The 23,502-nt window shown below is 76.3% G+C and carries 20 protein-coding genes; 5 read left to right on the top strand and 15 right to left on the bottom strand.

Features of this window, described 5'->3' with window-relative positions; translation table 11 throughout:
- Nucleotides 1-22 precede the first annotated feature (22 nt).
- A complete protein-coding gene (locus AB0H53_RS11785; RefSeq protein ID WP_362110163.1) occupies nt 23-832 on the top strand; it encodes a uracil-DNA glycosylase in 810 nt (269 codons plus the stop codon).
- Between the two features lie 13 nt (nt 833-845).
- Here the strand turns inward: AB0H53_RS11785 and AB0H53_RS11780 are convergent, their stop codons facing one another.
- The 3 genes from AB0H53_RS11780 to AB0H53_RS11770 are packed head-to-tail and all read right to left on the bottom strand — an operon-like array spanning nt 846 to nt 4,908.
- A complete protein-coding gene (locus tag AB0H53_RS11780) occupies nt 846-2,075 on the bottom strand; it encodes an FAD-dependent oxidoreductase (RefSeq protein WP_362110161.1) in 1,230 nt (409 codons plus the stop codon).
- Nucleotides 2,072-3,469, bottom strand: a complete 1,398-nt coding sequence (locus tag AB0H53_RS11775) for an FAD-dependent oxidoreductase (protein ID WP_362110159.1) — start codon at nt 3,467-3,469, stop codon at nt 2,072-2,074. Before AB0H53_RS11775 ends, AB0H53_RS11780 begins: the two co-directional genes overlap by 4 nt.
- A complete protein-coding gene (locus AB0H53_RS11770) occupies nt 3,466-4,908 on the bottom strand; it encodes an FGGY family carbohydrate kinase (RefSeq protein WP_362110158.1) in 1,443 nt (480 codons plus the stop codon). Before AB0H53_RS11770 ends, AB0H53_RS11775 begins: the two co-directional genes overlap by 4 nt.
- A 399-nt stretch (nt 4,909-5,307) precedes the next feature.
- On the opposite strand from AB0H53_RS11770, the gene AB0H53_RS11765 reads away from it, so the two are divergent.
- Both AB0H53_RS11765 and AB0H53_RS11760 read left to right on the top strand, forming a co-directional pair.
- The gene (locus AB0H53_RS11765) at nt 5,308-6,306 is read left to right on the top strand and encodes a hypothetical protein (protein WP_362110156.1); all 999 of its coding nucleotides are present in this window, start codon (nt 5,308-5,310) and stop codon (nt 6,304-6,306) included.
- A gap of 96 nt (nt 6,307-6,402) precedes the next feature.
- Nucleotides 6,403-7,929, top strand: coding sequence for an amino acid permease (locus tag AB0H53_RS11760; protein WP_362110154.1), 1,527 nt, complete (start codon nt 6,403-6,405; stop codon nt 7,927-7,929).
- A 28-nt stretch (nt 7,930-7,957) separates the two neighbouring features.
- On the opposite strand, the gene AB0H53_RS11755 is transcribed toward AB0H53_RS11760, so the two are convergent.
- On the bottom strand, nt 7,958-8,698 hold the full coding sequence (locus AB0H53_RS11755) for a GntR family transcriptional regulator (protein WP_362110152.1): 741 nt from the start codon (nt 8,696-8,698) through the stop codon (nt 7,958-7,960).
- A gap of 194 nt (nt 8,699-8,892) precedes the next feature.
- Between AB0H53_RS11755 and AB0H53_RS11750 the strand changes: the two genes are divergently transcribed.
- Nucleotides 8,893-10,083: a zinc-dependent alcohol dehydrogenase gene (locus AB0H53_RS11750; protein ID WP_362110150.1), complete on the top strand. Its 1,191-nt coding sequence runs from the start codon at nt 8,893-8,895 to the stop codon at nt 10,081-10,083.
- Here AB0H53_RS11750 and AB0H53_RS11745 read toward each other — a convergent pair.
- A complete protein-coding gene (locus tag AB0H53_RS11745) occupies nt 10,070-11,506 on the bottom strand; it encodes a monooxygenase (RefSeq protein WP_362110148.1) in 1,437 nt (478 codons plus the stop codon). The genes AB0H53_RS11750 and AB0H53_RS11745 overlap by 14 nt on opposite strands.
- Nucleotides 11,507-11,529: 23 nt before the next feature.
- Nucleotides 11,530-11,907: a metalloregulator ArsR/SmtB family transcription factor gene (locus tag AB0H53_RS11740; RefSeq protein WP_362110146.1), complete on the bottom strand. Its 378-nt coding sequence runs from the start codon at nt 11,905-11,907 to the stop codon at nt 11,530-11,532.
- 105 nt (nt 11,908-12,012) lie between these two features.
- Here AB0H53_RS11740 and AB0H53_RS11735 point away from each other — a divergent pair, with 105 nt between their 5' ends.
- Nucleotides 12,013-14,004 (top strand): heavy metal translocating P-type ATPase, encoded by a 1,992-nt coding sequence (locus AB0H53_RS11735; RefSeq protein WP_362110144.1) that lies wholly within the window; start codon nt 12,013-12,015, stop codon nt 14,002-14,004.
- Between the two features lie 21 nt (nt 14,005-14,025).
- On the opposite strand, the gene AB0H53_RS11730 is transcribed toward AB0H53_RS11735, so the two are convergent.
- The 9 genes from AB0H53_RS11730 to AB0H53_RS11690 form a co-directional block, all read right to left on the bottom strand.
- Nucleotides 14,026-14,661: a LysE family translocator gene (locus tag AB0H53_RS11730; protein WP_362110142.1), complete on the bottom strand. Its 636-nt coding sequence runs from the start codon at nt 14,659-14,661 to the stop codon at nt 14,026-14,028.
- 212 nt (nt 14,662-14,873) lie between these two features.
- The gene (gene rpmF, locus AB0H53_RS11725; protein ID WP_362110140.1) at nt 14,874-15,044 is read right to left on the bottom strand and encodes a 50S ribosomal protein L32; all 171 of its coding nucleotides are present in this window, start codon (nt 15,042-15,044) and stop codon (nt 14,874-14,876) included.
- Between the two features lie 59 nt (nt 15,045-15,103).
- Complete coding sequence (locus AB0H53_RS11720) at nt 15,104-15,643, bottom strand: PadR family transcriptional regulator (protein ID WP_362110138.1); 540 nt, start codon at nt 15,641-15,643, stop codon at nt 15,104-15,106.
- A 23-nt stretch (nt 15,644-15,666) separates the two neighbouring features.
- A complete protein-coding gene (locus AB0H53_RS11715) occupies nt 15,667-17,700 on the bottom strand; it encodes an NADPH-dependent 2,4-dienoyl-CoA reductase (protein ID WP_362110136.1) in 2,034 nt (677 codons plus the stop codon).
- Nucleotides 17,701-17,795: 95 nt separating this feature from the next.
- Nucleotides 17,796-18,761, bottom strand: a complete 966-nt coding sequence (locus AB0H53_RS11710; RefSeq protein ID WP_362110134.1) for an NAD-dependent epimerase/dehydratase family protein — start codon at nt 18,759-18,761, stop codon at nt 17,796-17,798.
- Nucleotides 18,758-20,041: a cytochrome P450 gene (locus AB0H53_RS11705; protein ID WP_362110132.1), complete on the bottom strand. Its 1,284-nt coding sequence runs from the start codon at nt 20,039-20,041 to the stop codon at nt 18,758-18,760. Before AB0H53_RS11705 ends, AB0H53_RS11710 begins: the two co-directional genes overlap by 4 nt.
- Nucleotides 20,038-21,720 carry a class I adenylate-forming enzyme family protein gene (locus tag AB0H53_RS11700; RefSeq protein ID WP_362110130.1) on the bottom strand — a complete coding sequence of 561 codons (1,683 nt, stop codon included), beginning with the start codon at nt 21,718-21,720 and terminating at the stop codon, nt 20,038-20,040. Before AB0H53_RS11700 ends, AB0H53_RS11705 begins: the two co-directional genes overlap by 4 nt.
- Nucleotides 21,720-22,460 (bottom strand): glycosyltransferase family A protein, encoded by a 741-nt coding sequence (locus AB0H53_RS11695; protein ID WP_362110128.1) that lies wholly within the window; start codon nt 22,458-22,460, stop codon nt 21,720-21,722. The genes AB0H53_RS11700 and AB0H53_RS11695 overlap by 1 nt, the downstream gene beginning before the upstream one ends.
- The gene (locus AB0H53_RS11690; RefSeq protein ID WP_362110126.1) at nt 22,457-23,485 is read right to left on the bottom strand and encodes a ketoacyl-ACP synthase III; all 1,029 of its coding nucleotides are present in this window, start codon (nt 23,483-23,485) and stop codon (nt 22,457-22,459) included. Before AB0H53_RS11690 ends, AB0H53_RS11695 begins: the two co-directional genes overlap by 4 nt.
- Between the last annotated feature and the right edge of the window lie 17 nt (nt 23,486-23,502).

The raw sequence follows: 23,502 nt of genomic DNA, 5'->3' as shown, positions 1-23,502 counted from the left end.
CGAGCGAGGGAACCGGAACACGATGTCCGAAGCACCCGGCCCGCACCCCCACCACCCCGGCCCGCACCCCGACCGCCCCGGGGACCCCGAGGACCCCGGTTTCCCCGAGCGTGAGGCGGCCGGGGCGCCGTCGGTGCCCCGGCTCGACGAACGCGTCACCCACTGCCGGGCCTGCCCCCGTCTGGTGGCCTGGCGCGAGCAGGTCGCCCGCGAGGGCCGCCGGGCGTACACCGGCTGGGACTACTGGGCCCGGCCGGTCCCCGGGTTCGGACCGGACGACGCCGCGCTCCTGATCGTCGGCCTCGCCCCCGCCGCCCACGGCGGCAACCGCACCGGACGGATGTTCACCGGCGACCGTTCCGGCGACGTCCTGTACGCGGCCCTGCACGAGACCGGCCTCGCCAGCCAGGCCGAGGCCACCGACGCGCACGACGGACTGCGCCTGTACGGGGTACGGGTCACCGCCCCGGTCCACTGTGCCCCGCCCGCCAACAGGCCCACCCCCCAGGAGCGTGACACCTGCCGCCCCTGGCTGGCCGGTGAGCTGCGGCTGCTGCGGCCCACCGTGCGCGCGGCCGTGGTGCTGGGCGGCTTCGGCTGGCAGGCGGTGCTGCCCGCGCTGACCGCCGCCGGCTGGGCGGTGCCGCGCCCCCGGCCCGCCTTCGCGCACGGCGCCCGGGTGACCCTGGCGGCCACCGACGGGGGGGCGGACCTCGAACTGTTCGGCTGCTACCACGTCAGCCAGCGCAACACCTTCACCGGTCGGCTGACCCCGGCCATGCTCACGGACGTGCTCACCCGCGCGGCCTCGGCCGCGGGACTGGGAGGGTGACGGAACGCCGCCGTCAGGGGCCCACCCCGATCCGCACCGGGCCGCCCGCCGGGTCGGCCCCGGCCACCCAGGCGCCGGGCAGCGACACCGAGCGGGACGGTGTGAGCGTGCCGGGCAGGCGCCGCCGGTACAGCGGTACGCCGTCCTGAGCGGCCACCAGGACCGGCCGGACCAGGCGCCGGCCGGCCCGTACCAGGAACCGTCCGGGCACCGCGCCGGTGAGGTTGGGCGCCACCCACCGCAGCGGCTCGTCCACCACCACCGCCACCCGGCTCCCCGGCCACGGCGCCGCCCCGGACAGGTGGGCGAGCACCCCGGCCGCCACCGCCCGGCCCTCGGTGACGGCCCGGGAGGAGCCCTCACCACCGTGCAGGACGTCGCCCACGGCGAACACCCCGGTCGCCGAGGTGCGCAGCGCGGCGTCGACCGCCGGGCCGCGCGTCCCCGGGTCCAGCGCCACCCCGCCGTGCCGGGCCAGTTCGTGCTCGGGGATCCAGTCGCCGGTGAACACCACCGTGTCGCACGCCACGGTCGTCTCCCGCCCGCCGGCGTGCCGCAGCCGCACTCCCGACAGCCGCCCCCGGCCCAGCAGTCCGGTCACCTGCGTCCGCCCGAGCACCGGGACCGGTGCCACGAGCCGCCCCGGCGCGAACGCCCCGGGGCGCGGCCACGGCTCCGTGGTGACCAGCGCGGCCACCTCGGCGCCGGCCCGGCCGAGCGCCCGGACCGCGTGCCGGGCGCTCGGCTCCGCGCCGACCACCACGGCCCGGGTGCCGACGTCCTGCCCGTACAGGTACACGGCCTGCTGGAGCTCGCCGGCCGTGAACACCCCGGCCGGGCGGGTGCCGGGTACCAGGCGGGCGCTGCGCGGACGCTCCCGGGCGCCGGTCGCCAGCACCACCGCCCGCGCGGTGATCCGCTCCAGCCCGGCCGGGCTCGTCGTGTCCAGGGTGAGCGCGCCGGCCCAGCCGGTGGCGGTGACACCGGTCCGCACCACCGCCCCCGCCGCCACCGCCGCGCCGGCCAGGTGCCGTGCGAGACCCGGGCCGCCCACCGTCCGGGGCGGCTCCCGCAGTGCCGACCCGGAGCGGTGGCAGTGTCGCAGCGCGCCCCCCGGGTGCCGTTCGCGCTCCAGCACCTCCACCGTGCCCACGCCGGTGGCGGCCAGCCGCGCGGCGGCGGCGAGCCCGGCCGGCCCGGCGCCGACCACCAGTACGTCCACCACCCTGGTACGGCGGTTCACCGCGGGCCTCCCTCGAACAGCGCCCGCACGGCCGCCCCGCAGGAGTACCCCTGGCACCGGCCGGCCCGGGCCCGGGTGCGGCGCCGCAGCCCGTCCAGCGAGGCGGGCGGGACCGTGCTGGCGAGCGCGTCGCGGATCTCGCCGCGCGTGACCCGCTCGCAGTGGCACACCACCACGCCGTACTCCGGGTCGGCGGCGATGCGCTCCGCGCTGCGGTAGGGGCGGTCGAACGCCTCGCCCAGGTTGGGCATCGTCACCGCGGGCACCTCGGCGGGCGCCCCGAGCTCCAGCCCGGCGTCCGCCAGCAGCCCGGTCACCTGGGCGGCGATGGCCATGGACGCGGTCAGGCCGGTGGAGCGGATGCCGCCGACCGTGACGTACCGCTGCCCGGGGTGGCAGGTGATGCGGTAGTCGTCGTGCCCGGTCGCGGCGCGCAGCCCGGCGTACACCGCGGTCACCTCCTCCGCCAACAGCTCCGGCAGGATCCGCCGGCCCCGCTCGAGCAGGTAGGCGATGCCCTCCGCCGTGGACTCGGTGGCCGTCCTGTCGCCGGGGCCCAGGTCCTCGGCCGTCGGGCCGAGCATCACCTTGCCGTGCACGGTGGGGGAGACCAGCACGCCCTTGCCGAGCGCGGTCGGCACCGGCAGCAGGATGTGGCGGACCAGGCCGCGCGCGAACGCGTCGAACACGATGAGCTGGCCGCGCCGGGGAGTCACGGTGAAGTCCTCGTGCCCGAGCCGCCGGTCGAGCTCGTCGGCGTACAGGCCGGCCGCGTTGACCAGGTAGCGGGTGCGCAGGACGCCCCGGCCGGTGGCCAGTTCGTGCGAGCCGGTGACCGCCTCCACCCGGCAGTTCAGATGCAGGTCGACGCCCGCGCGCACGGCCTGTGTCGCGTAGGCCAGGGTGGTCGTCCAGGGGCAGATGACGCTCTCGCCCGGCACGTCGAGCGCGCCGAGCGCCCCCGGTCCCAAACGCGGTTCGCGGGCGCGCAGTTCGGCGGCGCCGATGATCCGGGTGTCGTGGCAGCCGTTGCGCTCGGCCTTGCGGACCAGCGCGGGCAGGGCGGCGAGCTGTTCCCGGTCCCAGGCGACCAGCAGTGCCCCCAGCGGTTCGACCGGTATGCCGCTGGACGCGGCGTAGGCGGCCAGCCGCCGCCGGCCGTCCCGTACGAGGCGGGCCTCCAGCGAGCCGGGCACCGCGTCGAAACCGGTGTGCAGGATCGCGGTGTTGGCCTTCGACGTGCCTTGCCCGACATCGTCCGCCGCTTCCACCAGCGCGGTGCGCACCGGGTGGCGGGCCAGCTCCCGGGCGATGGCCGAACCCACCACCCCGGCGCCGACGACCACCACGTCGTACGGGTCGGCGGGCAGCGGGCCGGCCGTGGTGAGCGTCATGGCGTGGGGCCCGGCAGGGCGGCCACCGCCGCACGGAACCTGTCCATCCGCTCGGCCGCCCGGTCCGCCGGGACGCGGGGCTCGTACACGGCGGCGGGTCTCCACTCCGGGATCACCCGCTGCAGCGGGAGCGCCGGATCCAGGCCCAGCCGGGCGAGGGCGCCCACGCCCAGCGCGGTGGCGTCCGGCAGCGCCGACACCTCCACGGGCAGTTGCAGCAGGTCCGCCTGGGTCTGCATGAGCAGCGCCGAACGGGTCAGTCCGCCGTCCACGCGCAGGGACTCCAGCGGCGTGCCGAGGTCGGCGGCGGCCGCCCGCGCCAGCTCCACCACCTGGGCCGCGATGCCCTCGCACAGCGCCCGCACCAGGTGCCCGGCGGTGGTGTCCAGGCCCAGTCCGGTCAGCGAGCCGCGCAGGTCGCCGCGCCACCACGGCGCCGCGAGCCCGGCCAGCGCCGGTACGAAGGTGACGCCGCCGGCGTCCGGTACGGAGGCACCGACCGGGTCCAGGTCCGCCGCGCCGGAGATCACGCCCAGGTCGGTGAGCCAGCGCACCGCGGACGCGGCCGTGTACACCTGCCCGTCCAGGCAGTAGCTGGTCCGTCCGGCGAGCCGCCACGCCACACAGCTGACCAGCCCGGACGTCCCGCGCCGGGGGCGGGAACCGGTCTGCGCGAGGAGGAACGCGCCGGTGCCGTAGGTGCACTTGGCGGCGCCCGGCCCGGTCGCGCCCTGGGCGAACAGGGCCGCCTGCTGGTCCACCAGCAGACCGGTCAGGGGCACCTCGCCGGTGCCGAACGCCGAGGTGGCGCCCGCCGCCGGCCCGGCCGAGTCGACGATCCGCGGCAGCCGCTCACCGGACAGTCCGTACACCTCCAGGGCGGCGGGCGACCACTCCACACCGTCCAGGTCGAGCAGCTGGGTGCGCCCGGCCGTCGCCGCGTCCGTCACGAACGCCCCGGTCAGCCGGTGGACCAGCCAGGAGTCACTGGTGGTGACCACGCCCTCGCGGGTCAGGTGGCGGCGTATCCACGCCATCTTGGGGGCGGCGAAGTACGGGTCGAGCGGCAGCCCGGTCGTCCGGCGCAACAGGTCGGCGTGCGGGGCGAGTCCGGCGCACAGCTCCGCCGCCCGGCGGTCCTGCCATCCGATCGCCTCGGTGAGCGGCCGGCCGGTGCGGGGGTCCCACGCCAGGACCGTCTCGCCCTGGTTGGCCAGCCCCACGGCGATGACCGGTTCACCGGCCTCGGCCAGCGCCCGGCGCCCGGCGGCCAGGACCGAGTCGAGCAGCTCGCGGGGGCCGACCTCCACCCGGCCGCCCGGCAGGTACCGGGGGCGCACCGCGGCGGCCCCGGATCCGATCACACCCCGCTCCGGACACACGACCAGGGCCTTGGTGCCCGAAGTGCCCTGGTCGACGGCCAGCACAGGGCCCGTCATCGCCCACTCCCGTCCGGTCGGGTCGACCTCGTTCGGAAAACGCCGAAGGTGCCGATCGGAAGACCTTGATCGCCGCACGGAAGCCTGCGGCAGCTCGGCGGCGGCGTCAAGGCGCGGTGCTGTCCGATGACATCTCAACTTCCGAAACTGGCCGGATAGTTACGATCTTTTATGAAAGTGGACCGCCGCGGTCCAGAGCGCTCTATAGTGATCGCCGATCAACGCCATGTGACCACCCCCGAGTTCGGTCTCTCTTGTGGCACCGGCCTGGCCGCAGCACGGCGGCCCGCCGCCGGTACGCCGACACCCCCCGCTCAGAGGACCCATGACCACCACACCGCCACCGGCCTGCCGTGCGCGTCCCGCCCGCCGGCCCCGCACCCCGGACGGGACGGGCTGATGCCCGGTCCCGAGTTCCGGCCGGTCTACCACCCCGCGGGCCACGACGCCGCGCTGCGCGCGGTGGTGCAGGACCTGCGCACCGGGCGCTGGGTGTCGATGGCCCAGCTGCTGGCGGGCACCTCCGACTGGGCGCTGTGGACCCAGCGCACCCAGGTGCTGGCCGCCGTCGCCGCCGGTTCCGACGTGGTGCGGGCCTGGCGGGCGGAGGAACCGCACAGCGTGGCGGCGGCCGTGATGCACGCCAGGGTCGCCGTGGAGCGCGCCGTACGCGGCCACCGCGAGGGGCACCCGAGCACCGGTGAGCTCTGGCGGCGGGCCTGGGACGCCTGTCGCGCCGCCGCCGACGCGGCCCCCGACGACCCGGTGCCCTGGGTGTGCCTGCTGGCCCTCGCCGTGCTGGACGACCAGCAGAGCATGGCGGAGCACCGGATGCGCCCGCCCGGGCCGTTACTGCCGGCGGGCCCCTGGGGCCTGCTGGCCCAGGCCGACAAACGGGACCCGCACAACCGCGAGGCGTACCACCGCATGCTGCAGTTCCTCTACGCGCGCCGGCCGGGGCCGGGGGCCGGCTCGCTGTCCGAGGCGGTCAACTTCGTCCAGTGGGCCGCCGGTTCGGCACCGCCGGGATCCGCCCTGCACGTCCTCCCGCTGTATCTCAGGGTCGAGCGCTACCGTCGCGAGCGCGGCCAGGACAGGGCCCTGGACCTGCACTGGGTCGCCGAGGACGCGACCCGCGACGCCCTGCGGGCGCTGCTGACCTGGTTCGACCACGCCGTGCCAGCCACCTCCTCGCTGCTGGACCTCAACCACCTGGCGCACGCCCTGTGGGGAGCCCTCCGGTTCGGCGACGCCGCCCGGGTCTTCGCGGCCCTCGGCCCGTACTACACCCCGCAGCCCTGGGCGTACCGCACCCGCGACCCCGGCGACCGCGCGCTGGCCGAGGAAGTGTTCGCGCGCGCCCGCGGCCGGTGCCTGAGCGCCGCCCCGGACGGCTGACCGCGCCCGCGGGCGCCACCGGGACTCCGGCACCCGCTCCCGCACGACCCGCACCGTCGCTCCTTCCCGTCGTCCCCACCCGGAGGTAACACCGCCATGTCCCGCACCCTGTGGGCCGGTCCGGAAGAGCCGGCACCGCCCAAGGACGAAGAGCAGCGGCTGAGAGAGCTCGGCTACCAACCGGTGCTGGCCCGCCGCATGGGCGGTTTCGGCAACTTCGCCATCAGCTTCTCCGTGATCTCCATCCTCTCCGGCTGCATGACCCTGTACGGCTTCGGGCTCGGCACCGGCGGGCCCGCGGTGATGATGTGGGGGTGGCTGGGCGTCGGCCTGTTCGTGCTGTGCGTCGGCATGGCGCTCGCCGAGGTCACCAGCGCCTACCCGACCTCCGGAGCCCTCTACTACATGGCCGACCGGCTCGGCGGGCGCCGCTGGGGCTGGTACACCGGGTGGCTCAACCTGCTGGGCCTGCTCGGGGCGATCGCCGGGATCGACTACGGCGCCGCGCTGTTCACCGGCGCGTTCCTCAACCTCCAGTTCGGCTTCGCGCCCACGCCCGGCTCGACGTTCGTCATCTTCCTCTGCGTCCTGCTGCTGCACGCCGTGCTGAACCTCTTCGGTGTCCGCCTGGTCAGCCTGCTCAACTCGGTGAGTGTCTGGTGGCACCTGGCCGGTGTCGCCGTCATCGTCGGCGCCCTGGTCGTGGTTCCCGACCGTCACCAGTCGGCCGAGTTCGTCTTCACCGAGTTCGTCAACGACACCGGCTGGGCCAGCCCGTTCTACGTGGCGGCGGTCGGCCTGCTGCTCGCCCAGTACACCTTCTCCGGCTACGACGCCTCCGCCCACCTGTCCGAGGAGACCTCCAACGCCTCGGTCTCGGCCGCCAAGGGCATCGTCCGGGCCATCTGGGTGTCGTGGATCGCCGGCTTCGTACTGCTGGCCGGACTCACCTTCGCGATCCAGGACTACGCGGGCACCCGGAACAGCGCCACCGGCGTGCCGCCCGCGCAGATCCTGCTCGACGCGCTCGGCACCGGCGGCGCCTCGGCCCTGCTGCTGGTCGTGATCGTGGCCCAGCTCTTCTGCGGCAACGCCGAGGTGGCCGCCGCGAGCCGGATGGTGTTCGCCTTCAGCCGCGACAACGCGCTGCCCGGCTCCGCCCTGTGGCGCAAGGTCTCCAGCCGCACCCAGACCCCGGCCAACGCGGTGTGGCTCTCGGTGGCCGTGGCCGGCGTGCTCGCCCTGCCCTCGCTGTACTCGGCGACCGCCTACGGCGCGGTCACCGCCATCAACGTCATCGGCATCACCCCCGCGTACGCCATCCCCGTCCTCCTGCGGCTGCGGGCCGGTGACCGCTTCGAGCCCGGCCCCTGGAACCTGGGGCGCTGGAGCCGGCCCATCGGCTGGACGGCGGTGGTCTGGGTCGCGTTCGTCACGGTCCTGTTCTGCCTGCCGCAGAAGTCGCCGGTGACCGTCGACTCGATGAACTACGCCGTGATCGCCCTCGCCGCGGTGCTCGCCCTGTCCAGCGTCTGGTGGTACGTGGCCCGCCGCTCCTACGGCACCCCCGCCCCCTACGGCACCGCCCGCGAGCAGGCGGAGATCTCCGAGGGCATCGTCTGAGCCGCCGGCCGGTGCGCCGGCGCACCGGTCAGGCCGTGAACTCGTAGGTCCAGCAGGCGGCGTCCGGCGCGAACCGGATGTCGGTGACCTCCAGCACATGACCGTGCTGGTCGCAGACCTCCCGGTGGACGGCCAGGCGGGCCGCCGTGCCCGGGCCGCTGCTGACGCCGATGGACTCCCGGCGCGTCAGCCGCAGCCCGGCCCGGTGCATCCAGTGGTACAGCAGCCGCAGGTCGGGCCGGTCCGGCCAGTCCTCCGCACGGAGCAACCGGCCCAGCTCCGGCACCTCGGCCAGTGCGTGCCGGGAGAAGCGGGAGTGCGCCTCCTGTGCCGCCGGGTCCGCCGCGGCACCGGCCCGCGGGACCCGGTGGCGGTGGACGAGCGAGCGCTCACCGGGCCGCAGGCCCAGCCGCTCGGCGAGCTCCGGCGGGGTCGGTTCCCAGGCCAGGCTGGTCACGGCGGAGGCGTCCGGGGCGCCCGGGCCGCACGGGAAGTGCAGCAGGGCGGGGGCGAGGACCGGCCCCCGGCTCACGGGTCCCCCGGGCGCGGCGAACGTGCCCCGTCGCTCGGTGACCACCAGCCGCTCCTCGCGCAGGAGTTGCAGCGCGTTGCGCACGGTCTGCCGGTTGACCCGGAACCGGTGGACCAGGGAGCGCTCGGACGGCAGCCGGGTGCCGGGCGCGATGCGCCGCTGGGTGAGGTCGTCGCGGAGTGCCGCGGCGACCTGGAGGTAGAGCGGCAGTGCCGCGGGGGCGTGGGACTCAGCCATGTTCAACCCTCAATTTCCTTAGCTCAGCGTAGTCGTGTGCGCCCTGTCGGTGATCAATGCCTATCATTGGTCTAAACCCTTTGGAAGGGCCGTCCGGGCAGCCGCCCGCACTCTGACCGAAAACGGATTCACCGCCCCTGGCCTCGGGTACCCGGGCGGCGCCCCCGCAGGATTCCGGTGAAGGGACAGGCGAGATGAGGGCCGTGACATGGCAGGGCAAGCGGGACGTGCGCGTGGAGACGGTGCCCGACCCGAGGATCGAACAGCCGACGGACGCGGTCATCAAGGTCACGTCCACCGCGCTGTGCGGCTCGGACCTGCACCTGTACGAGGTGCTCACGCCGTTCATGAGCCCGGGGGACATCCTGGGGCACGAACCGATGGGCATCGTCGAGGAGGTCGGCGCCGGTGTGGCCGGGCTCAGGCCCGGTGACCGCGTGGTGGTCCCCTTCCAGATCGCCTGCGGCCACTGCTGGATGTGCACCGCCGGCCTGCCGACCCAGTGCGAGACCACCCAGGTGACCGAGGAGGGAATGGGCGCCGCCCTGTTCGGCTACTCCCGGCTGTACGGCTCCGTACCGGGCGGCCAGGCCGAGTACCTGCGCGTCCCGCAGGCGCAGTTCGGCCCGATCAAGGTTCCCGAGGGCCCGCCCGACGACCGTTTCCTGTACCTGTCCGACGTCCTGCCCACCGCCTGGCAGGCCGTCCAGTACGCGGCCGTCCCGCCCGGCGGCTCGGTCGCGGTCCTCGGACTGGGCCCGATCGGCGACATGTGCTGCCGCATCGCCCTCCACCAGGGCGCCGCCCAGGTGATCGGCGTCGACCTGGTGCCCGAACGCCTGCGCCGCGCGGCGGACCGGGGCGTGGAGGTCTTCGACCTGGGCGCCCACGACAGCCAGGACGAGCTCCTGGAGGCGGTCAGGGACCGCACCAAGGGCCGGGGACCCGACGCCGTGATCGACGCCGTCGGCACCGAGGCCCACGGCAGCCCGCTCGCCCGCACCCAGCAGCAGGCGGCCGGACTGCTCCCCAAGGCGTGGGCGGCCCGGCTGCACCAGAAGGCCGGCACCGACCGGCTGGCCGCGCTGTACCTGGCCATCGAGCTGGTACGGCGCGGCGGCACCATCTCGCTGAGCGGCGTCTACGGCGGCGCCGCCGACCCGCTGCCGATGATGACCCTGTTCGACAAGCAGATCCAGCTGCGCATGGGGCAGGCCAACGTGCGGCGCTGGACCGACGACATCCTGCCGCTGCTGACCGACGAGGACCCGCTGGGCGTGGACGGCTTCGCCACCCACCACGTGCCGCTGTCCGACGCCCCGCACGCGTACCGGATGTTCCAGCAGAAGGAGGACGGCGCGGTCAAGGTCGTCATGCGGCCCTGAGGGCTCCGGCCGGTTCGTCGCCCTCCCGCTGCGGGGGCGGTCCCGCCGGCGACGGGTGGACCGGCCCGAACAGCACCGCGCGCACGATCGCGGGCGTGAACAGCGCGCTCGCCGGAGCCGTCAGCGAGAGCACGGCCCGGAACGCGGCGCCGACCAGCGGGTCACCGGGGGCCCGCTCCTGGACGCGCCGCAGGTACCAGCCGGCCGGCCGGTCGGCCCGCCCGGCGCGTACCGCGTCGCCCTCGGCGCCGGGCATGTTCCGGTCCGCCCCGGCGGAGATGTCCCACGCGGGACCCGCCGCCGCGCACAGGGCCCGCTGGACGCGCCGGGTGGACGGCGTACGGCGCGGGTCGGCCAGCGCGTCGCGCAGCGCCACCGCGCCGATCGCCGCGACCGACACGCCCTGCCCGTAGACCGGGTTGAAGGTGCACAGGGCGTCGCCGGCCGCCAGGAAGCCGGCCGGACGGCGCCCCGGGAGGTCGTACCTGCGCCGGACGTTGGCGGTGCGGCGGAAGCCGTGCACGGGGGACTCCGGCTCGGCCTTGACCAGCCAGTCCCGCAGGACCGGATGGGGCAGCTTCCCGGCGAACCGCTCGAACCCCTCCCCGTCCGTGGGCGGTTCGCCGCCCCGCAGCCCGGACAGGGTCACCAGGTGGCGTCCGCCCTCGACGGGGAGCGCCACACCGCCGTACGGCTGGCCGGGGCCGGGTACGAAGTAGTACCCGACGCAGTCGGTGTCGGCGCCCGCGCGCCGCCGGTACAGCCGGGAGGCGTAGGCCAGACCGGTGTCGAGCGTCTCCTCGTGCGGCGGTTCGGCGCCGATGGCGGCCAGCCACGCGGGGGCGCGCGAGCCGCGCCCGGACGCGTCCACGACCAGGTCCGCCGCCAGGACGCGCGGCTCCGCCCCGCCGGGCCCGCCCGCGGCGGCGCCCGCGCCGCGCTCGCGCACCAGCACCCCGCGCACCCGGGCGGCGTCGCCGGCCAGCCCCACCGCCTCGGTGCCCTGGAGGGTCACGATCCGCGGGTCGGCCAGCACCCGGCGGCGGATCAGCCCCTCCAGGAGCGGCCGCGACCCGGTGAACAGGTAGGCGGACGCCGCCGTGCGGCGGTACCAGCGGCCCGCCTCCCAGTGGCCGATGTCCTCGGGCATGCCGACCCTGGGCGCGCCCTGCGCGCGCAGCTCGCCGGTCACCCCGGGCAGCAGCTCCTCCAGGGCCCGCAGGCCGCCCTCCAGCAGGACGTGCGTGTGGTGTCCCTGCGGAACGCCCGCCCGGGGAGCCGGCTCGCCCGGGTAGTGGTCCCGCTCGACGACGGTGACCCGCCCGGCGTGCTCGGCGAGCACCCGGGCCGTGAGCAGTCCGGCGACGCTGCCGCCGATCACCACCGCGTGCCGCGCCCGGCGGTTCGTCAACTGGTCGGCCATGCCCGCCCCTTGGTGTCGTGGGTCTAGGGCTGACCAGTATCCACGGCGGGCCGGGGAACGTCGCGCGCGCCGAGCCGGAGATGCTCGATGTGGTACACGGCCTCGTCCAGGAGCTGGGCCACGTGGTTGTCGTACAGGCTGTACTCGATCCGGCGGCCCTGGCGTGTGCCGGTCACCAGGCCCAGCGCCCGCAGGAGCCGGAGCTGGTGGGAGACCGCCGACTGCTCCATGGCGACCGCCTCGGCCAGCTCGGTCACTCCGCAGGGGCCCTGCCGCAGCCGGGTGAGGATCATCAGCCGGGACGGGGTGGCGAGCGCCTGGAGCGTGGCGGCGATGGTGGCCGCCGACTCCGCGTCGAGGCGGGCGGTGGGGGTGATCTCACCGTGTACTCCATGTCCCATGCAGATCATCGTAGCCGCGGGCCCTCGCACACAGATGAAGAGCTCTTCATGTGTTCAGCTATGGTGGTGCCGTTCCCGCCCTCGACGCGAGAGGTGTGCCCGACGATGGTTTCCCCGGCACTCGACACCCGGCTCCCGGCACCGCCCGCCGCCGCCCCGCCCCCGACCCGCAGGACCAGGCTGTCCGCGCTGCCCGAGGTCCGCTGGGCCGCCCTGTCGGCGGCGGCCTTCCTCGCCGCTCTCCCGCTCGACCTCGCCGGGGCGCCCGCGTGGGCCTGGGGACCGCTGTACGCCCTGTGCTACGCCGCGGGTGGCTGGGAGCCGGGCTGGGAGGGGCTGAAGGCGCTGCGCGCGAAGTCCCTCGACGTGGACCTGCTGATGGTGGTCGCCGCGCTGGGCGCCGCCGCGATCGGGCAGTACCTCGACGGCGGCCTGCTCGTGGTGATCTTCGCGGTCTCCGGCGCGCTGGAGGCGCTCGCCACCCGCCGCACCGCCGACTCCGTACGCGGTCTGCTGGACCTCGCCCCCGAGCGGGCCGTCCGGCTCGCCGGCGAGCGGGAGGAGCCGGTCGACGTCGCCGCCCTGCGGGTCGGGGACACCGTCCTGGTGCGGCCGGGGGAGCGGCTGCCCGCCGACGGCACCGTCGTCGACGGGGCGAGCGACGTCGACCAGGCCACCATCACCGGTGAACCGCTGCCCGCCCCCAAGACCCCGGGCGACCAGGTCTTCGCGGGCAGCCTCAACGGCACCGGGGCGCTGCGGGTGCGCGTCGACAAGGACGCCTCCGACTCGGTCATCGCCCGGATCGTCGCCCTGGTCGAGGAGGCCAGCGCCACCAAGGCGCCCACCCAGCTGTTCATCGAACGCGTCGAACAGCGGTACTCGGTCGGTGTCGTCGTCGCCACCCTCGCGCTGTTCGCCGTGCCCCTCGCCCTGGGCGCGGACTTCACCGGGACGCTGCTGCGGGCCATGACCTTCATGATCGTGGCGTCCCCCTGCGCGGTGGTCCTGGCCACCATGCCGCCGCTGCTCTCCGCGATCGCCAACGCGGGCCGCCACGGCGTGCTCGTCAAGTCGGCCGTGGTGATGGAGCGGCTGGGCACGGTCGACCGCGTCGCCCTGGACAAGACCGGCACCCTCACCGAGGGCGCGCCGCGCGTCGCCGGGGTACGGCTGCTGGCCGGCGCCCCGGCGGAGGAGGACGTCCTGTCCCTGGCCGCCGCCGCGGAGTTGCCCAGCGAGCACCCGCTCGCCCGCGCCGTGGTGGCCGCCGCCCGTGAGCGCGGCCTGCCGGTGGGGCGCGCCGAGGAGTTCTCCTCCGCGCCGGGCCGGGGGGTGCGTGCCCTCGTCGGGGGCCGTGAGGTCCGGGTCGGCCGGCCATCGACCGCGGCTCCCGCCTCCGGGTCCCGGGCCTCCGCGCGGACGGCGCCGGATCCCGTCTCCGGCGTGGTGAGCGAGGTGGAGGAGGCCGGGCACAGTGCCGTGGTGGTGACCGTCGACGGGGCCCCGGTGGCCGTTCTCGGCATCGCCGACCGGCTGCGGGAGGGGGCCCCGGCGGCCGTCGCCGCGCTCGGCCGGCTCACGGGGTCCGCGCCCACCCTGCTGACCGGTGACAACGCCCCCGCGGCGCGGCGTGTCGCGGCCGAGGCGGGCATCACCGACGTACGGGCCGGGCTGCTGCCGGCCGACAAGGCCGCGGCGGTACGGGAGTGGGAGCGCGCCGGGCAGCGCACCCTCGTCGTGGGCGACGGTGTCAACGACGCGCCGGCGCTGGCCGCCGCGCACAGCGGTGTCGCCATGGGCCGGGCCGGCTCCGACCTGGCCCTGGAGACCGCCGACGCCGTCGTGGTGCGGGACGAACTGACCACCGTCCCGGCGGTGGTGGCCCTCTCCCGGCGGGCCCGCCGGCTCGTCACGCAGAACCTGGTGATCGCCGGGGTGTGCATCGGCGCCCTGGTGATCTGGGACCTGGCCGGACACCTGCCGCTGCCGCTGGGCGTCGCCGGCCACGAGGGGTCCACCGTCCTGGTCGGCCTCAACGGGCTGCGGCTGCTGCGGGAGTCCGCCTGGCGCAGGGCGGCCGCCACCGCGGCGTGAGCCACCGCGCCGGGCCGGCGGTCAGCCGCTGGTGGCGACCCCGCAGCCGATGGCGATGAACAGCCACCCGGTGACCCGCTCCCAGCGCCGCCGAACGGCGGGCCGGTCGAGCGCCTGCCCCACCGCGCCGGCCAGGGCCACCAGGGCCGCCCAGTACACCGCGCCGACCGCGACGTCCAGCAGCCCGAGCAGGAGGATCTGCCCGGGCAGCGGGGCGTCGCGGTCCACGAACTGGGGCAGCACGCTCAGGAAGAACAGCGCCGCCTTGGGGTTGAGCACATTGGTCAGCAGCCCTTCGGCGAAGTGGGACCGGACGCCCCGGTGGTCCGGTCCCGTCCGGTCGCGGCCGGGGCGCCCGGGGCGCGCGGCGACCGTGCGGCGCGCGTCGCGCAGCGCCCGCACGCCCAGGTACACCAGGTACAGCGCGCCGGCCAGCTTGACGGCGGTGAAGGCGGCCGCCGAGGTGGTGGCGAGGGCGGACAGCCCGGCCGCCGCGGCCAGCATGTGGACGCACAGTCCGCACTGGGCCCCGGCGGCCGCCGCCAGCCCGAGGGCGCGCCGCCGGGCCGCCGAGCGGACGACCACGAGGAAGTCGGGGCCGGGGATCACATAGGCGAGCACCACCACGGCCAGGAACCCGGCGAGGTCGACGGACACGCGCGCACTCCGATCGCGGCGGACGCCGATGCCGTGACCGGCCGCGCGCCGCCCGCCACGGGCGTGGGCCGTACCGGGTCCGGTGCCCCGTACGGCCGGGTTCACGCAGGATCCGGACGGGACCGGGCGCCTCGGGGTGGCCCGGAGCGGTCTCCCGGGCCGCGCGGGGTGCCGGCGCCGGCGGGCCGGCGGGGCCGCCCGGTCGCCGGGTCTCAGCCCGCCGGGTGGATCAGGCCGCGCTCGTAGGCCTTCACCAGGCGCTGCGGCACCTGATGGGCCGTGCCGTCGACCGTGACGGTCACCAGCTGGGGCGTGCTCGCCTTCCACTGGGCGCGGCGGTGGCGGGTGTTGGAGCGGGACATCTTCCGCTTGGGTACGGCCATGACTGCGGGACCTCCATCGTCGGTACGGTGGCGGTCACGCTATATGAAAACGATTGCCATTAGCAATCCGGTCGGCCGAGCCCCTCCAGCGCCTCGGTCAGCCACGCCACCCAGAACCGCTCAAGCTCGATCCCGCCGCGCAGGACGAGATGGCGCAGCCGGTCCGCCTCGGTGTCCCGCTCCGGCGGGAACTGGCGCCGCTCCATGTCGGCGTACTCGTCGAGCTGCCGCCGGTGCAGCGCCAGATGGCGCTCCAGCTCGTCCGCCATCCCCTCGGTGCCGACCACCGCCGCCGCGCGCAGACGCAGCAGCAGGGCGTCCCGGGTGGGCCTGGGGTCCTCGCTGCGGCGGACCCAGGCGGTCAGCTCCGCCCGGCCCTCGGGCAGTACCTCGTACTCCTTCTTCTGCCCCCTGGCCGGAACCGGCGCGGGCAGGGCCCTGATGTGCCCCGCCCGCTCCAGCTTCCCCAGCTCGCGATAGATCTGCTGGTGCGTCGCCGACCAGAAGTAGCCGATCGACCGGTCGAAGCGGCGGGTCAGCTCCAGGCCCGACGACGGCTTCTCGAGCAGGGCGGTGAGGATCGCGTGCGGGAGTGACATGACCGCATCCTAGGGACGGCGGATCACAGGCCGGCCGCCAGCCGGGTCCCCTGGTCGATGGCCCGCTTGGCGTCCAGCTCCGCCGCCACGTCGGCGCCGCCGATGAGGTGGACCGGCCGTCCGGCCGCCACCAGCTCCTCGTACAGCTCGCGCCGCGGCTCCTGCCCCGCGCACAGCACCACCGTGTCCACGGGCACGGTGCGGGCCTCGCCGTCCACGGTGATGTGCAGGCCCTCGTCGTCGATCCGCTCGTACGCCGCCCCGGCGACCATCGTCACGCCCCGGTGCTTGAGCTCGGTGCGGTGGATCCAGCCCGTCGTCTTGCCGAGACCCGCGCCGACCTTGGACGCCTTGCGCTGGAGCAGGTGCACGGTGCGCGGCGGCCTCGGCCGCTCGGGCGCGCGCAGCCCGCCGCGCCCGGTGTAGTCGGTGTCCACGCCCCACTGCCGGAAGTACGTCTCGGCGTCCCGGCTCGCGCCCTCGCCGCCGTCCGTGAGGAACTCGGCGACGTCGAACCCGATGCCGCCCGCCCCGATGATCGCCACCCGTTCGCCGACGGGCGCCCCGTCGCGCAGCACGTCCAGGTAGCTGACGACGGACGGGTGGTCCACGCCCTCGATGGCGGGCGTGCGCGGGGTGACACCGGTCGCGACGACGACCTCGTCGTACTCCGCGAGCAGCCCGGCCGTGGCGTGGATGCCCAGCCGCACGTCCACACCGCGCAGCTCCAGTTGGGTGCGGAAGTAGCGCAGCGTCTCGTCGAACTCCTCCTTGCCCGGCACCCGCCTGGCGATGTCGAGCTGCCCGCCGATCCGGTCCGCCGCGTCGAACAGCGTGACGTCGTGGCCGCGTTCGGCGGCGGAGACCGCGCAGGCGAGCCCGGCGGGACCGGCGCCGACCACCGCGATCCGCTTGCGCAGCCGGGTGGGGGACAGGACCAGCTCGGTCTCGTGGCAGGCGCGCGGGTTGACCAGGCAGGAGGTGATCTTCCCGCTGAAGGTGTGGTCCAGGCAGGCCTGGTTGCAGCCGACGCAGGTGTTGATGGCCTCCGGGCGCCCCTCGGCGGCCTTGGCGACGAAGTCCGGGTCGGCGAGGAACGGACGGGCCATCGACACCATGTCGGCGCGGCCCTCGGCCAGCAGCCGCTCGGCCACCTCGGGGGTGTTGATCCGGTTGCTGGTGATCAGCGGTACGGAGACCGCGCCCATGAGCTTCTTCGTCACCCAGCTGTAGGCGCCGCGCGGCACCGAGGTGGCGATGGTCGGGATGCGGGCCTCGTGCCAGCCGATCCCGGTGTTGATCATCGTGGCGCCGGCCGCCTCGATCTCCTTGGCGAGCGCGACGACCTCCTCCAGGGACGACCCGCCCGGGACCAGGTCCAGCATGGAGAGCCGGTAGACGAGGATGAAGTCCTCGCCCACCCGCTCGCGGGTGCGGCGGACGATCTCCAGCGGGAAGCGGACGCGGTTCTCGTACGAACCGCCCCAGCGGTCCTCGCGGCGGTTGGTGGCGGCGGCGATGAACTCGTTGATCAGATAGCCCTCGGAGCCCATGATCTCGACCCCGTCGTACCCGGCCGACCTGGCCAGCTCGGCGGCCCGTACGTAGTCCTCGATCGTCCGCTCGACCTGGGCGTCGGTCAGCTCGTTGGGGACGAAGGGGCTGATCGGCGCCTGGAGGGCGCTCGGCGCGACCAGGTCGCGGTGGTAGGCGTACCGGCCGAAGTGCAGGATCTGCATCGCGATGCGCCCGCCCGCCGCGTGCACCGCGTCCGTCACGACCCGGTGCCGCGCGGCCTCCTCCTCGGTGGTGAGCTTGGCGCCGCCCTCGTACGGGCGCCCCGCCTCGTTCGGCGCGATTCCGCCGGTCACGATCAGGCCGGCGCCGCCCCGGGCGCGGGCCGCGTAGAAGGCGGCCATGCGCTCGAAGCCGTTCTCGGCCTCCTCCAGCCCGACGTGCATGGAGCCCATGAGGACCCGGTTGGGCAGGGTCGTGAACCCGAGGTCCAGCGGGCTGAGCAGGTGCGGGTACGGGGCCGGGGTGGGGGTCGCGGTCATGGGGCGCCTTCCTCGCGCGGTGTCGTCGTCCCAGTTCTAGACGACCCCGCGGTCCTTGTGCAACAAGTTGCACAACCTGGCCGGCGTGAGCTGCGCTACGTGCCGGTCCGGCGGCCTCCCGGGGCGGGGGGCCACGGCCGGGACGCGCCCCCACCGCCACCGAGGCCACCGAGGTAGTCGGTGAGGCAGCGCCGTGCCGTCCATCCCTGCTCCTGGGCCCTGCCCACGTCGAGGACCACACCGTGCGCGAGCTGCCGCACGGCGTACCGGGTGAGGGCCGGCTCGGTGTCCGGGCGCGACCGGGCGACGGCCTCGGCGACGGCGCCGGCCGCCGCCGCCAGCCGGACCGGGAGGTGCAGGACCCGTACCGCCACCCCGTGGGCGCGGGCCACCGACCGGAGCGTCTCGTCCCGGCGGTACGGCCGGGGGTCGGCGATGTTGTAGGCGCCCGGCGGCCAGCCGGCGGCCGTCAGGCACGCGTCGGCGAGGTTCTCCACGGCCGTCAGGCTCAGCTCGACGTCCGCGCCGGGCAGCGGCAGCACACCGCGGCGCACCCGGGCGAGCAGCCGGGGGACCAGGTGCGGGTCGCCCGGGCCGTACACGGCCCGCGGCCGCAGCACCACCGCGCCGGCCGCCAGGGCCAGCGCCTCCCCGGCCGCCTTGGTCCGCCCGTAGGCGTTCGGCTGCCCGCCCACCGGGTGGTCCTCGCCGATCGGGGACCGCCCGGCGCCCGGGGCGTACACGCTGGCACTGCTCACCCACACCACGGGGCGGCCCGCCGCCGCCCGGAGCAGCCGGGCCGTGCCGTCGACGTTGACCGCGCGCATCGTCCGCTCGGCCGGCGAGCCCGGCACCGGGTCGCCGACGGCCGCCGCGCAGTGCACCACGACATCGGCGCCGGCCAGGTCGGGCACGGCCGTCTCCGCGTCCCAGGGCACGTGCCGGCCGACGGGTCCGGGCCGCCGGCCCACGCACAGCACGTCGGCACCCCGGGCGGCGGCGGTGGCGGCGACGTGGGAGCCGCAGAAGCCGCTGGCCCCGGTCACGGCGATGGTGGTCATGACTCCTCCGGGAGCCCGCGGCCGGCGGCGGCCCGGACGGTGAGGGAGCGCCAGCCCGGAAGGGCGGCGCGGCGGTCCGCACGGGCGCGGACGACATACGGGCGGTACGGCGCCAGGGCGGCGAGGGTGTCGTCGAGCTGGGCCCGGGCCAGCCGGGCGCCGGGGCACGCGTGCGCGCCCGCCCCGAAGACCAGTCGGGCCACGGCGGGGGAGGCCGGACGCAGCGCGTCGGGCGGGTCGCTGTGCGCACCGGCCGCGTGCCGGGCCACCAGGATCAGCCGGTCGCCGGCCCGCACCGGGCAGCCGTCCACGGTGGTGTCGGCGCCGGCCGCCGCGACGCGCGGCAGCAGCGGGGAAGGGGCGGTGACCCGCAGCAGCTCCCCGACCAGGTCGGGCCGCAGCCGGTCGTCCGCCGCCTGGCCCCACAGCCCGGCGTCGGCGCACCAGGCCGCGGCCCTGGGCAGGGCGGCGACGGTGGTGTTGACCGCCGCGACGGCGAGCACGGCGCGCAGCCCGGCGTCCGCAGCGGCGTCCGTACCGTTCTCCGTCCCGGTCCGCGTGCCGGGCGGGGAGAGCAGGGACTGGAGCCGGGCGGTCGCCGCGGCGGCGGCCCGCGCGGCACCGCGTGCGCCGGGCCCGGGCAGGTGATCGCGCACGGCCGCGGCCGCGGCCTCGGCCGCCGCGTCCGCGACGGCGAGGGGGTCGGCAGCGGTGCCGAGCAGGGCGCGGACCGTGGCACCGGCGAGTTCCCGGGCCAGAGGCACGAGGTCGACGTCGTGCCCCCGGCCCAGCGGGGCCAGGCGACGGTCGAGTACCTCCAGCCACACGGGCCGCAGCCGCGCCACGCCGGCCGCCCCCAGGCTGTCGGCGACCGCCCGGCGGGTGTCGCGGTGACCGGCGCCCTGCTGGTCGAACAGCATCCGCCCCTCGCCGCCCGACAGCTCCCGCGCGGCGCCCCCCGTGGTCCCGGCGGCCGTCCGGTCGAGCGGGACCCGGGTGAGGACCTGCCGGTACGCCTGGGCGCCGTGGACGAGCACCGTCCCGCCGAACCGTGTCACGGTACGCCGGCGGGTGGCTGCCAGCAGGGCGAACAGGACCGGGTGGGAGCGGGTGTAGACCCGCCGGTCCCGGCGGCGGGCCGCGCGGTCCGCCGGGGAGGAGGGGGAGCTGGTGACGGCCGACTCCTCGTCAGGGGTGGGGGCGGCCGCGGCCGTCCGGGGCGCGTCGGCCGCACCGGAGGCGGCGGACCCGGGGCAGGGGCGTACCGGGACGGCGCTCATCCGGCGCTCCCGGGCGCGCCGGGCCGGACCCCGGGGGACGGCCGGGTGTCCGGCGGGGTCGCCTCGGACGAACAGGCCGCCGCCGGGTGGCCCGCCGCCGCGCGAACGGCGGCTCCGGGCAGCCCGGCCCCGGGGACGGCCCCGGAGAGCCGGGCCTGCGGCCGGCGGAACCGGGGCCGGCGGTTCCAGGCCCGGGACACGGTGCCCGCTTCGGGGTCCCCGGCCAGCCGGGTCGCGGCGAGCCGCGCCGTGGCCGCCCGGTCGGGCTTCAGCGAGCGGCCCGACAACGGGATGTCGGCCAGCAGCAGCGCGTCCGGCCGTGCGGTGCCCATCCGCTCCAGCGGTCCGGCCAGGGCGGCGCGGACCCGGCCGTGGTCGGCGCCCCGGGCGGGCTGGACCACGGCGACGAGGCGTTCGTCGCCGTCACCGGCCGGAACGCCCACCAGCAGGGCCAGTTCGACCCCGGGCACGTGCAGGGCGGGTTCGTACAGACCCGGGTAGACGTTCTCCGCCCGCCGGAGCACCATGTCCTTGCAGCGGCCCTCCAGCACGATCCGGCCGTCCGCCAGGCGTGCCCGGTCACCGGTGGCGACCCAGGGATCGGGGTCCTCGCCGAGGTAGCGGTGCCGGGCGGCCGGCCCGGACAGCAGCAGCTCGCCGGCGGCCCCGGTCCTCGCCTCGACACCCGGCAGCGGCCGGCCCACGAGGTCGCCCGCGGCGGTGAACGCGGCCTTGTCCGCCTGTTCGACGGCAGCCGCGGGGAACAGCTCGGTGAGCGCGTACACGCCCCACGCCTCGTCGGCGCCGGCGTCCTTGACCCGGGTGAGCAGGCCGGCGCCGGCCGGTGCCGACCCGGTCCACACCCGGCCGGTGAACCCGGCGCCCGCGTCCAGTGCCGCCCGTAGCGCGGGCGGCGTCAGATACGTGGCCCGCGGCTCCAGACGGCGCAGTTGCCGGGCCAGGACGCGGGGCGAACGGGCGGGCAGCGCGACCGGCGCGCCGCTCGCCAGGGACGGCACCAGCACGAAGAACGTCCCGCCGAGCACGGGCAGGCCCGCCTCCGGCCGCACCAGGCCGGTCACCGTGGCCATCCCGGCGGCGAGCGACGAGCGGGAGTGGACCACCGCGCGGGGCCGGGACGTCGTTCCGGAGGTGAAGACGACGACGGCGTCGCCGTCCTCGTCCACCGGCCGGGGCAGCACCACCGCGCGGCCGGCGTCCAGCGCCGGGGCGCAGCCGGGCAGCCGGGGCCCGACCGTCGCGACCGGGCCGAGCGCGGCCAGGTCGGGCAGGGCGAGACGGGCGCGGCGGGCCAGCGGACGCGCCCATCCGGCGACGGCCTGCGCGGTCGCGTCGGCGAGTACGACGTCGGGGCGGGCCAGGGCGAGCCGGGCCCGCAGGACGTCGGGGCCGGCCCCGGGGTCCAGGACCGCGGCCCGCAGCCCGAGGCGGTGCGCGGCGAGCATCACCGCCAGGGCGCGCGGCCCGGGCCGCACCGCGACACCGACCGTGCCACCGCGCTCCAGGCCCCGGGCGTGCAGGGCGGCGGCGTAATGGCCGGCGAGGTCGGACAGTTCGCCCCGGGTGGCCCTGGTGCGCGTGGCTCCGGTACGGGTGGTGCCGAGCACGGCGGGCCGGTGCGGGTCGCGCCGCAGCGCGCGGTCGAGGGCGTCCAGCATCAGCGCGGGTCCTCCCCGTGGCGGCCCGGGCCCTTGTCCAGGTACCAGCGGGCGGTTCCGACGACCCCGTAGGCGCGCAGCCGCCGGGTGGAGTTCTCCACGACCATGTCGCGGGCGTGGACGATGGCCGTCGTGCGGCGCCGCACCCGGTTCAGGAAGAGCCGGTCGGTGGGCGAGGGGCGGCGCGGCATTCCGCCGACGGCCTCGTACAGCCGGGCCGTGATGGCCATGTTGTTGCCCGCGTGCATCCGGTAGGGGGCCAGGTAGCCATGGCGCCGCCGGTGCGCGGGGCGTATCCGTCCGAAGAACGCCGCGAGCGCCACCATGGCGCGGAACCCGGCCCGGCCCAGCGGCCCGTGCTCGTCACGGCGGGCCTCGATACGGCCGCAGACCATCCCGGCACCCCGCTCCAGCGCGGCCCGCGCCGCCCCGGTCCAGCCGGGGTGCGGCACGCAGTCGGCGTCGGTGCGGGCGAGGAGGGTGGCGCCGTGCTCGACGGCGTAGCGGAAACCGGTGTCCACCGCACACCCCACGCCCTTGTCCCGCTCGGTCAGCACGTGCACGGGGAACGGCGCCCGGCGGGCGAACTCCCGGGCGATCCCGGCGGTGGAGTCGCCGGAGGCGTTGTCGACCACGACGAGGGTGAAGTCCCGGTCCCGCTGGGAGGCCAGCGCCTCCAGGGTGGTCCCGATCCGGGCCGCCTCCTGGTGGGCGGGCACGACGACCCACAGGGCGCTCATGACTTCTCCCAGACCATGGTCATGATGCTGACGCCGCCGCCGAGGCCGACGAAGAGCACCCGGTCCCCCGGGCGCAGCCCGTCGTGGACGCGGTCGAGCTGGATCCCGAGGGTGGCGGAGGCGACATTGCCGGTCTCCGGGACCGTGACGACCAGCCGGTCCGCCGGCACCCCGGTGATCTCCCTGAAGCGTTCCAGGTACGGCACCGTCACCTGGTGCACCAGGACGTGCCGGTAGTCCGCCCACTCCGGGCCGGTGCGCCGGCGGACCCGGTCGAGCACCGACGCGCCCACCTTCTCGAACACCTCGCGCAGTTCGCGGCCGTCGCCGTGGAAGTACGTGTGCTCCTCCCCGCGCGGGTGGCGCGAACCGCCGCCGGCGATCCCGCCGACCGGCCAGTGCTCGGAGTGCGTCTCGGTGTCCACGTCCAGGATCCCGCCGCGTTCCACCGGCTCCAGGACGACGGCCGCGCCCGCGTCGCCGAAGGTGTAGCCCGCGAACCCGTCCCGGAACTGGCGCAGGCTGTCCGGCCGGTGGCGGACCGCCCGGCTCGGTGTCTCACCGGTGACGACGAGGGCCCGGCGGGCCCGCCCGGCCATGATCATGGCGCGGGCGGTGTCGATGCCGTTGACGAAGGAGTTGCACGCGTTGGTGACGTCGAGGGCGTGGGCGCGCGAGCCGAGTTCCGCCTGCACGATGTGCGCGGTCGCCGGCTCGACCATGTCCCGCGTGGCGGAGGCGAACAGCAGCAGGTCGACGTCGAGCGGGTCGAGACCGGCCCGGTCGAGCGCGGTGCGGGCCGCGGTCACCGCCAGGGTCGAGGCGTACTCGCCCTCGGCGGCGACCCGGCGGGTCGTGATCCCGGTGACCCGCTCGAACACACCGGCCGGCAGCGGCAGCCCACTGGCCGTTGCCACCCGCTGCCGCAGGTGCTCGGAGGTCACGGTCCGATCGGGCAGGCAGGAGCCCACCCCGGTGATGCCGACGCGGACGGGACCGCCCTCGGCGGCGTTCTGTCTGTGCATGTCAGGAAGCTATGCGG

It is taken from the genome of Streptomyces sp. NPDC050856 (genome assembly GCF_040653855.1).
In the GTDB taxonomy this organism is placed as follows: Bacteria; Actinomycetota; Actinomycetes; order Streptomycetales; family Streptomycetaceae; genus Streptomyces.
Note: the sequence above shows the minus strand (reverse complement) of the source record. Positions and strands in the feature narration are given on the sequence as shown.

Excerpts from the sequence above, each read along its gene's own strand:
- AB0H53_RS11785 (WP_362110163.1), top strand. The coding sequence starts at position 23 with ATGTCCGAAGCACCCGGCCCGCACCCCCACCACCCCGGCCCGCACCCC.
- AB0H53_RS11775 (WP_362110159.1), bottom strand. The coding sequence starts at position 3,469 with ATGACGCTCACCACGGCCGGCCCGCTGCCCGCCGACCCGTACGACGTG.
- AB0H53_RS11770 (WP_362110158.1), bottom strand. The coding sequence starts at position 4,908 with ATGACGGGCCCTGTGCTGGCCGTCGACCAGGGCACTTCGGGCACCAAG.
- AB0H53_RS11765 (WP_362110156.1), top strand. The coding sequence starts at position 5,308 with ATGCCCGGTCCCGAGTTCCGGCCGGTCTACCACCCCGCGGGCCACGAC.
- AB0H53_RS11760 (WP_362110154.1), top strand. The coding sequence starts at position 6,403 with ATGTCCCGCACCCTGTGGGCCGGTCCGGAAGAGCCGGCACCGCCCAAG.
- AB0H53_RS11755 (WP_362110152.1), bottom strand. The coding sequence starts at position 8,698 with ATGGCTGAGTCCCACGCCCCCGCGGCACTGCCGCTCTACCTCCAGGTC.
- AB0H53_RS11750 (WP_362110150.1), top strand. The coding sequence starts at position 8,893 with ATGAGGGCCGTGACATGGCAGGGCAAGCGGGACGTGCGCGTGGAGACG.
- AB0H53_RS11745 (WP_362110148.1), bottom strand. The coding sequence starts at position 11,506 with ATGGCCGACCAGTTGACGAACCGCCGGGCGCGGCACGCGGTGGTGATC.
- AB0H53_RS11740 (WP_362110146.1), bottom strand. The coding sequence starts at position 11,907 with ATGGGACATGGAGTACACGGTGAGATCACCCCCACCGCCCGCCTCGAC.
- AB0H53_RS11735 (WP_362110144.1), top strand. The coding sequence starts at position 12,013 with ATGGTTTCCCCGGCACTCGACACCCGGCTCCCGGCACCGCCCGCCGCC.
- rpmF (WP_362110140.1), bottom strand. The coding sequence starts at position 15,044 with ATGGCCGTACCCAAGCGGAAGATGTCCCGCTCCAACACCCGCCACCGC.
- AB0H53_RS11720 (WP_362110138.1), bottom strand. The coding sequence starts at position 15,643 with ATGTCACTCCCGCACGCGATCCTCACCGCCCTGCTCGAGAAGCCGTCG.
- AB0H53_RS11715 (WP_362110136.1), bottom strand. The coding sequence starts at position 17,700 with ATGACCGCGACCCCCACCCCGGCCCCGTACCCGCACCTGCTCAGCCCG.
- AB0H53_RS11710 (WP_362110134.1), bottom strand. The coding sequence starts at position 18,761 with ATGACCACCATCGCCGTGACCGGGGCCAGCGGCTTCTGCGGCTCCCAC.
- AB0H53_RS11705 (WP_362110132.1), bottom strand. The coding sequence starts at position 20,041 with ATGAGCGCCGTCCCGGTACGCCCCTGCCCCGGGTCCGCCGCCTCCGGT.
- AB0H53_RS11700 (WP_362110130.1), bottom strand. The coding sequence starts at position 21,720 with ATGCTGGACGCCCTCGACCGCGCGCTGCGGCGCGACCCGCACCGGCCC.
- AB0H53_RS11695 (WP_362110128.1), bottom strand. The coding sequence starts at position 22,460 with ATGAGCGCCCTGTGGGTCGTCGTGCCCGCCCACCAGGAGGCGGCCCGG.
- AB0H53_RS11690 (WP_362110126.1), bottom strand. The coding sequence starts at position 23,485 with ATGCACAGACAGAACGCCGCCGAGGGCGGTCCCGTCCGCGTCGGCATC.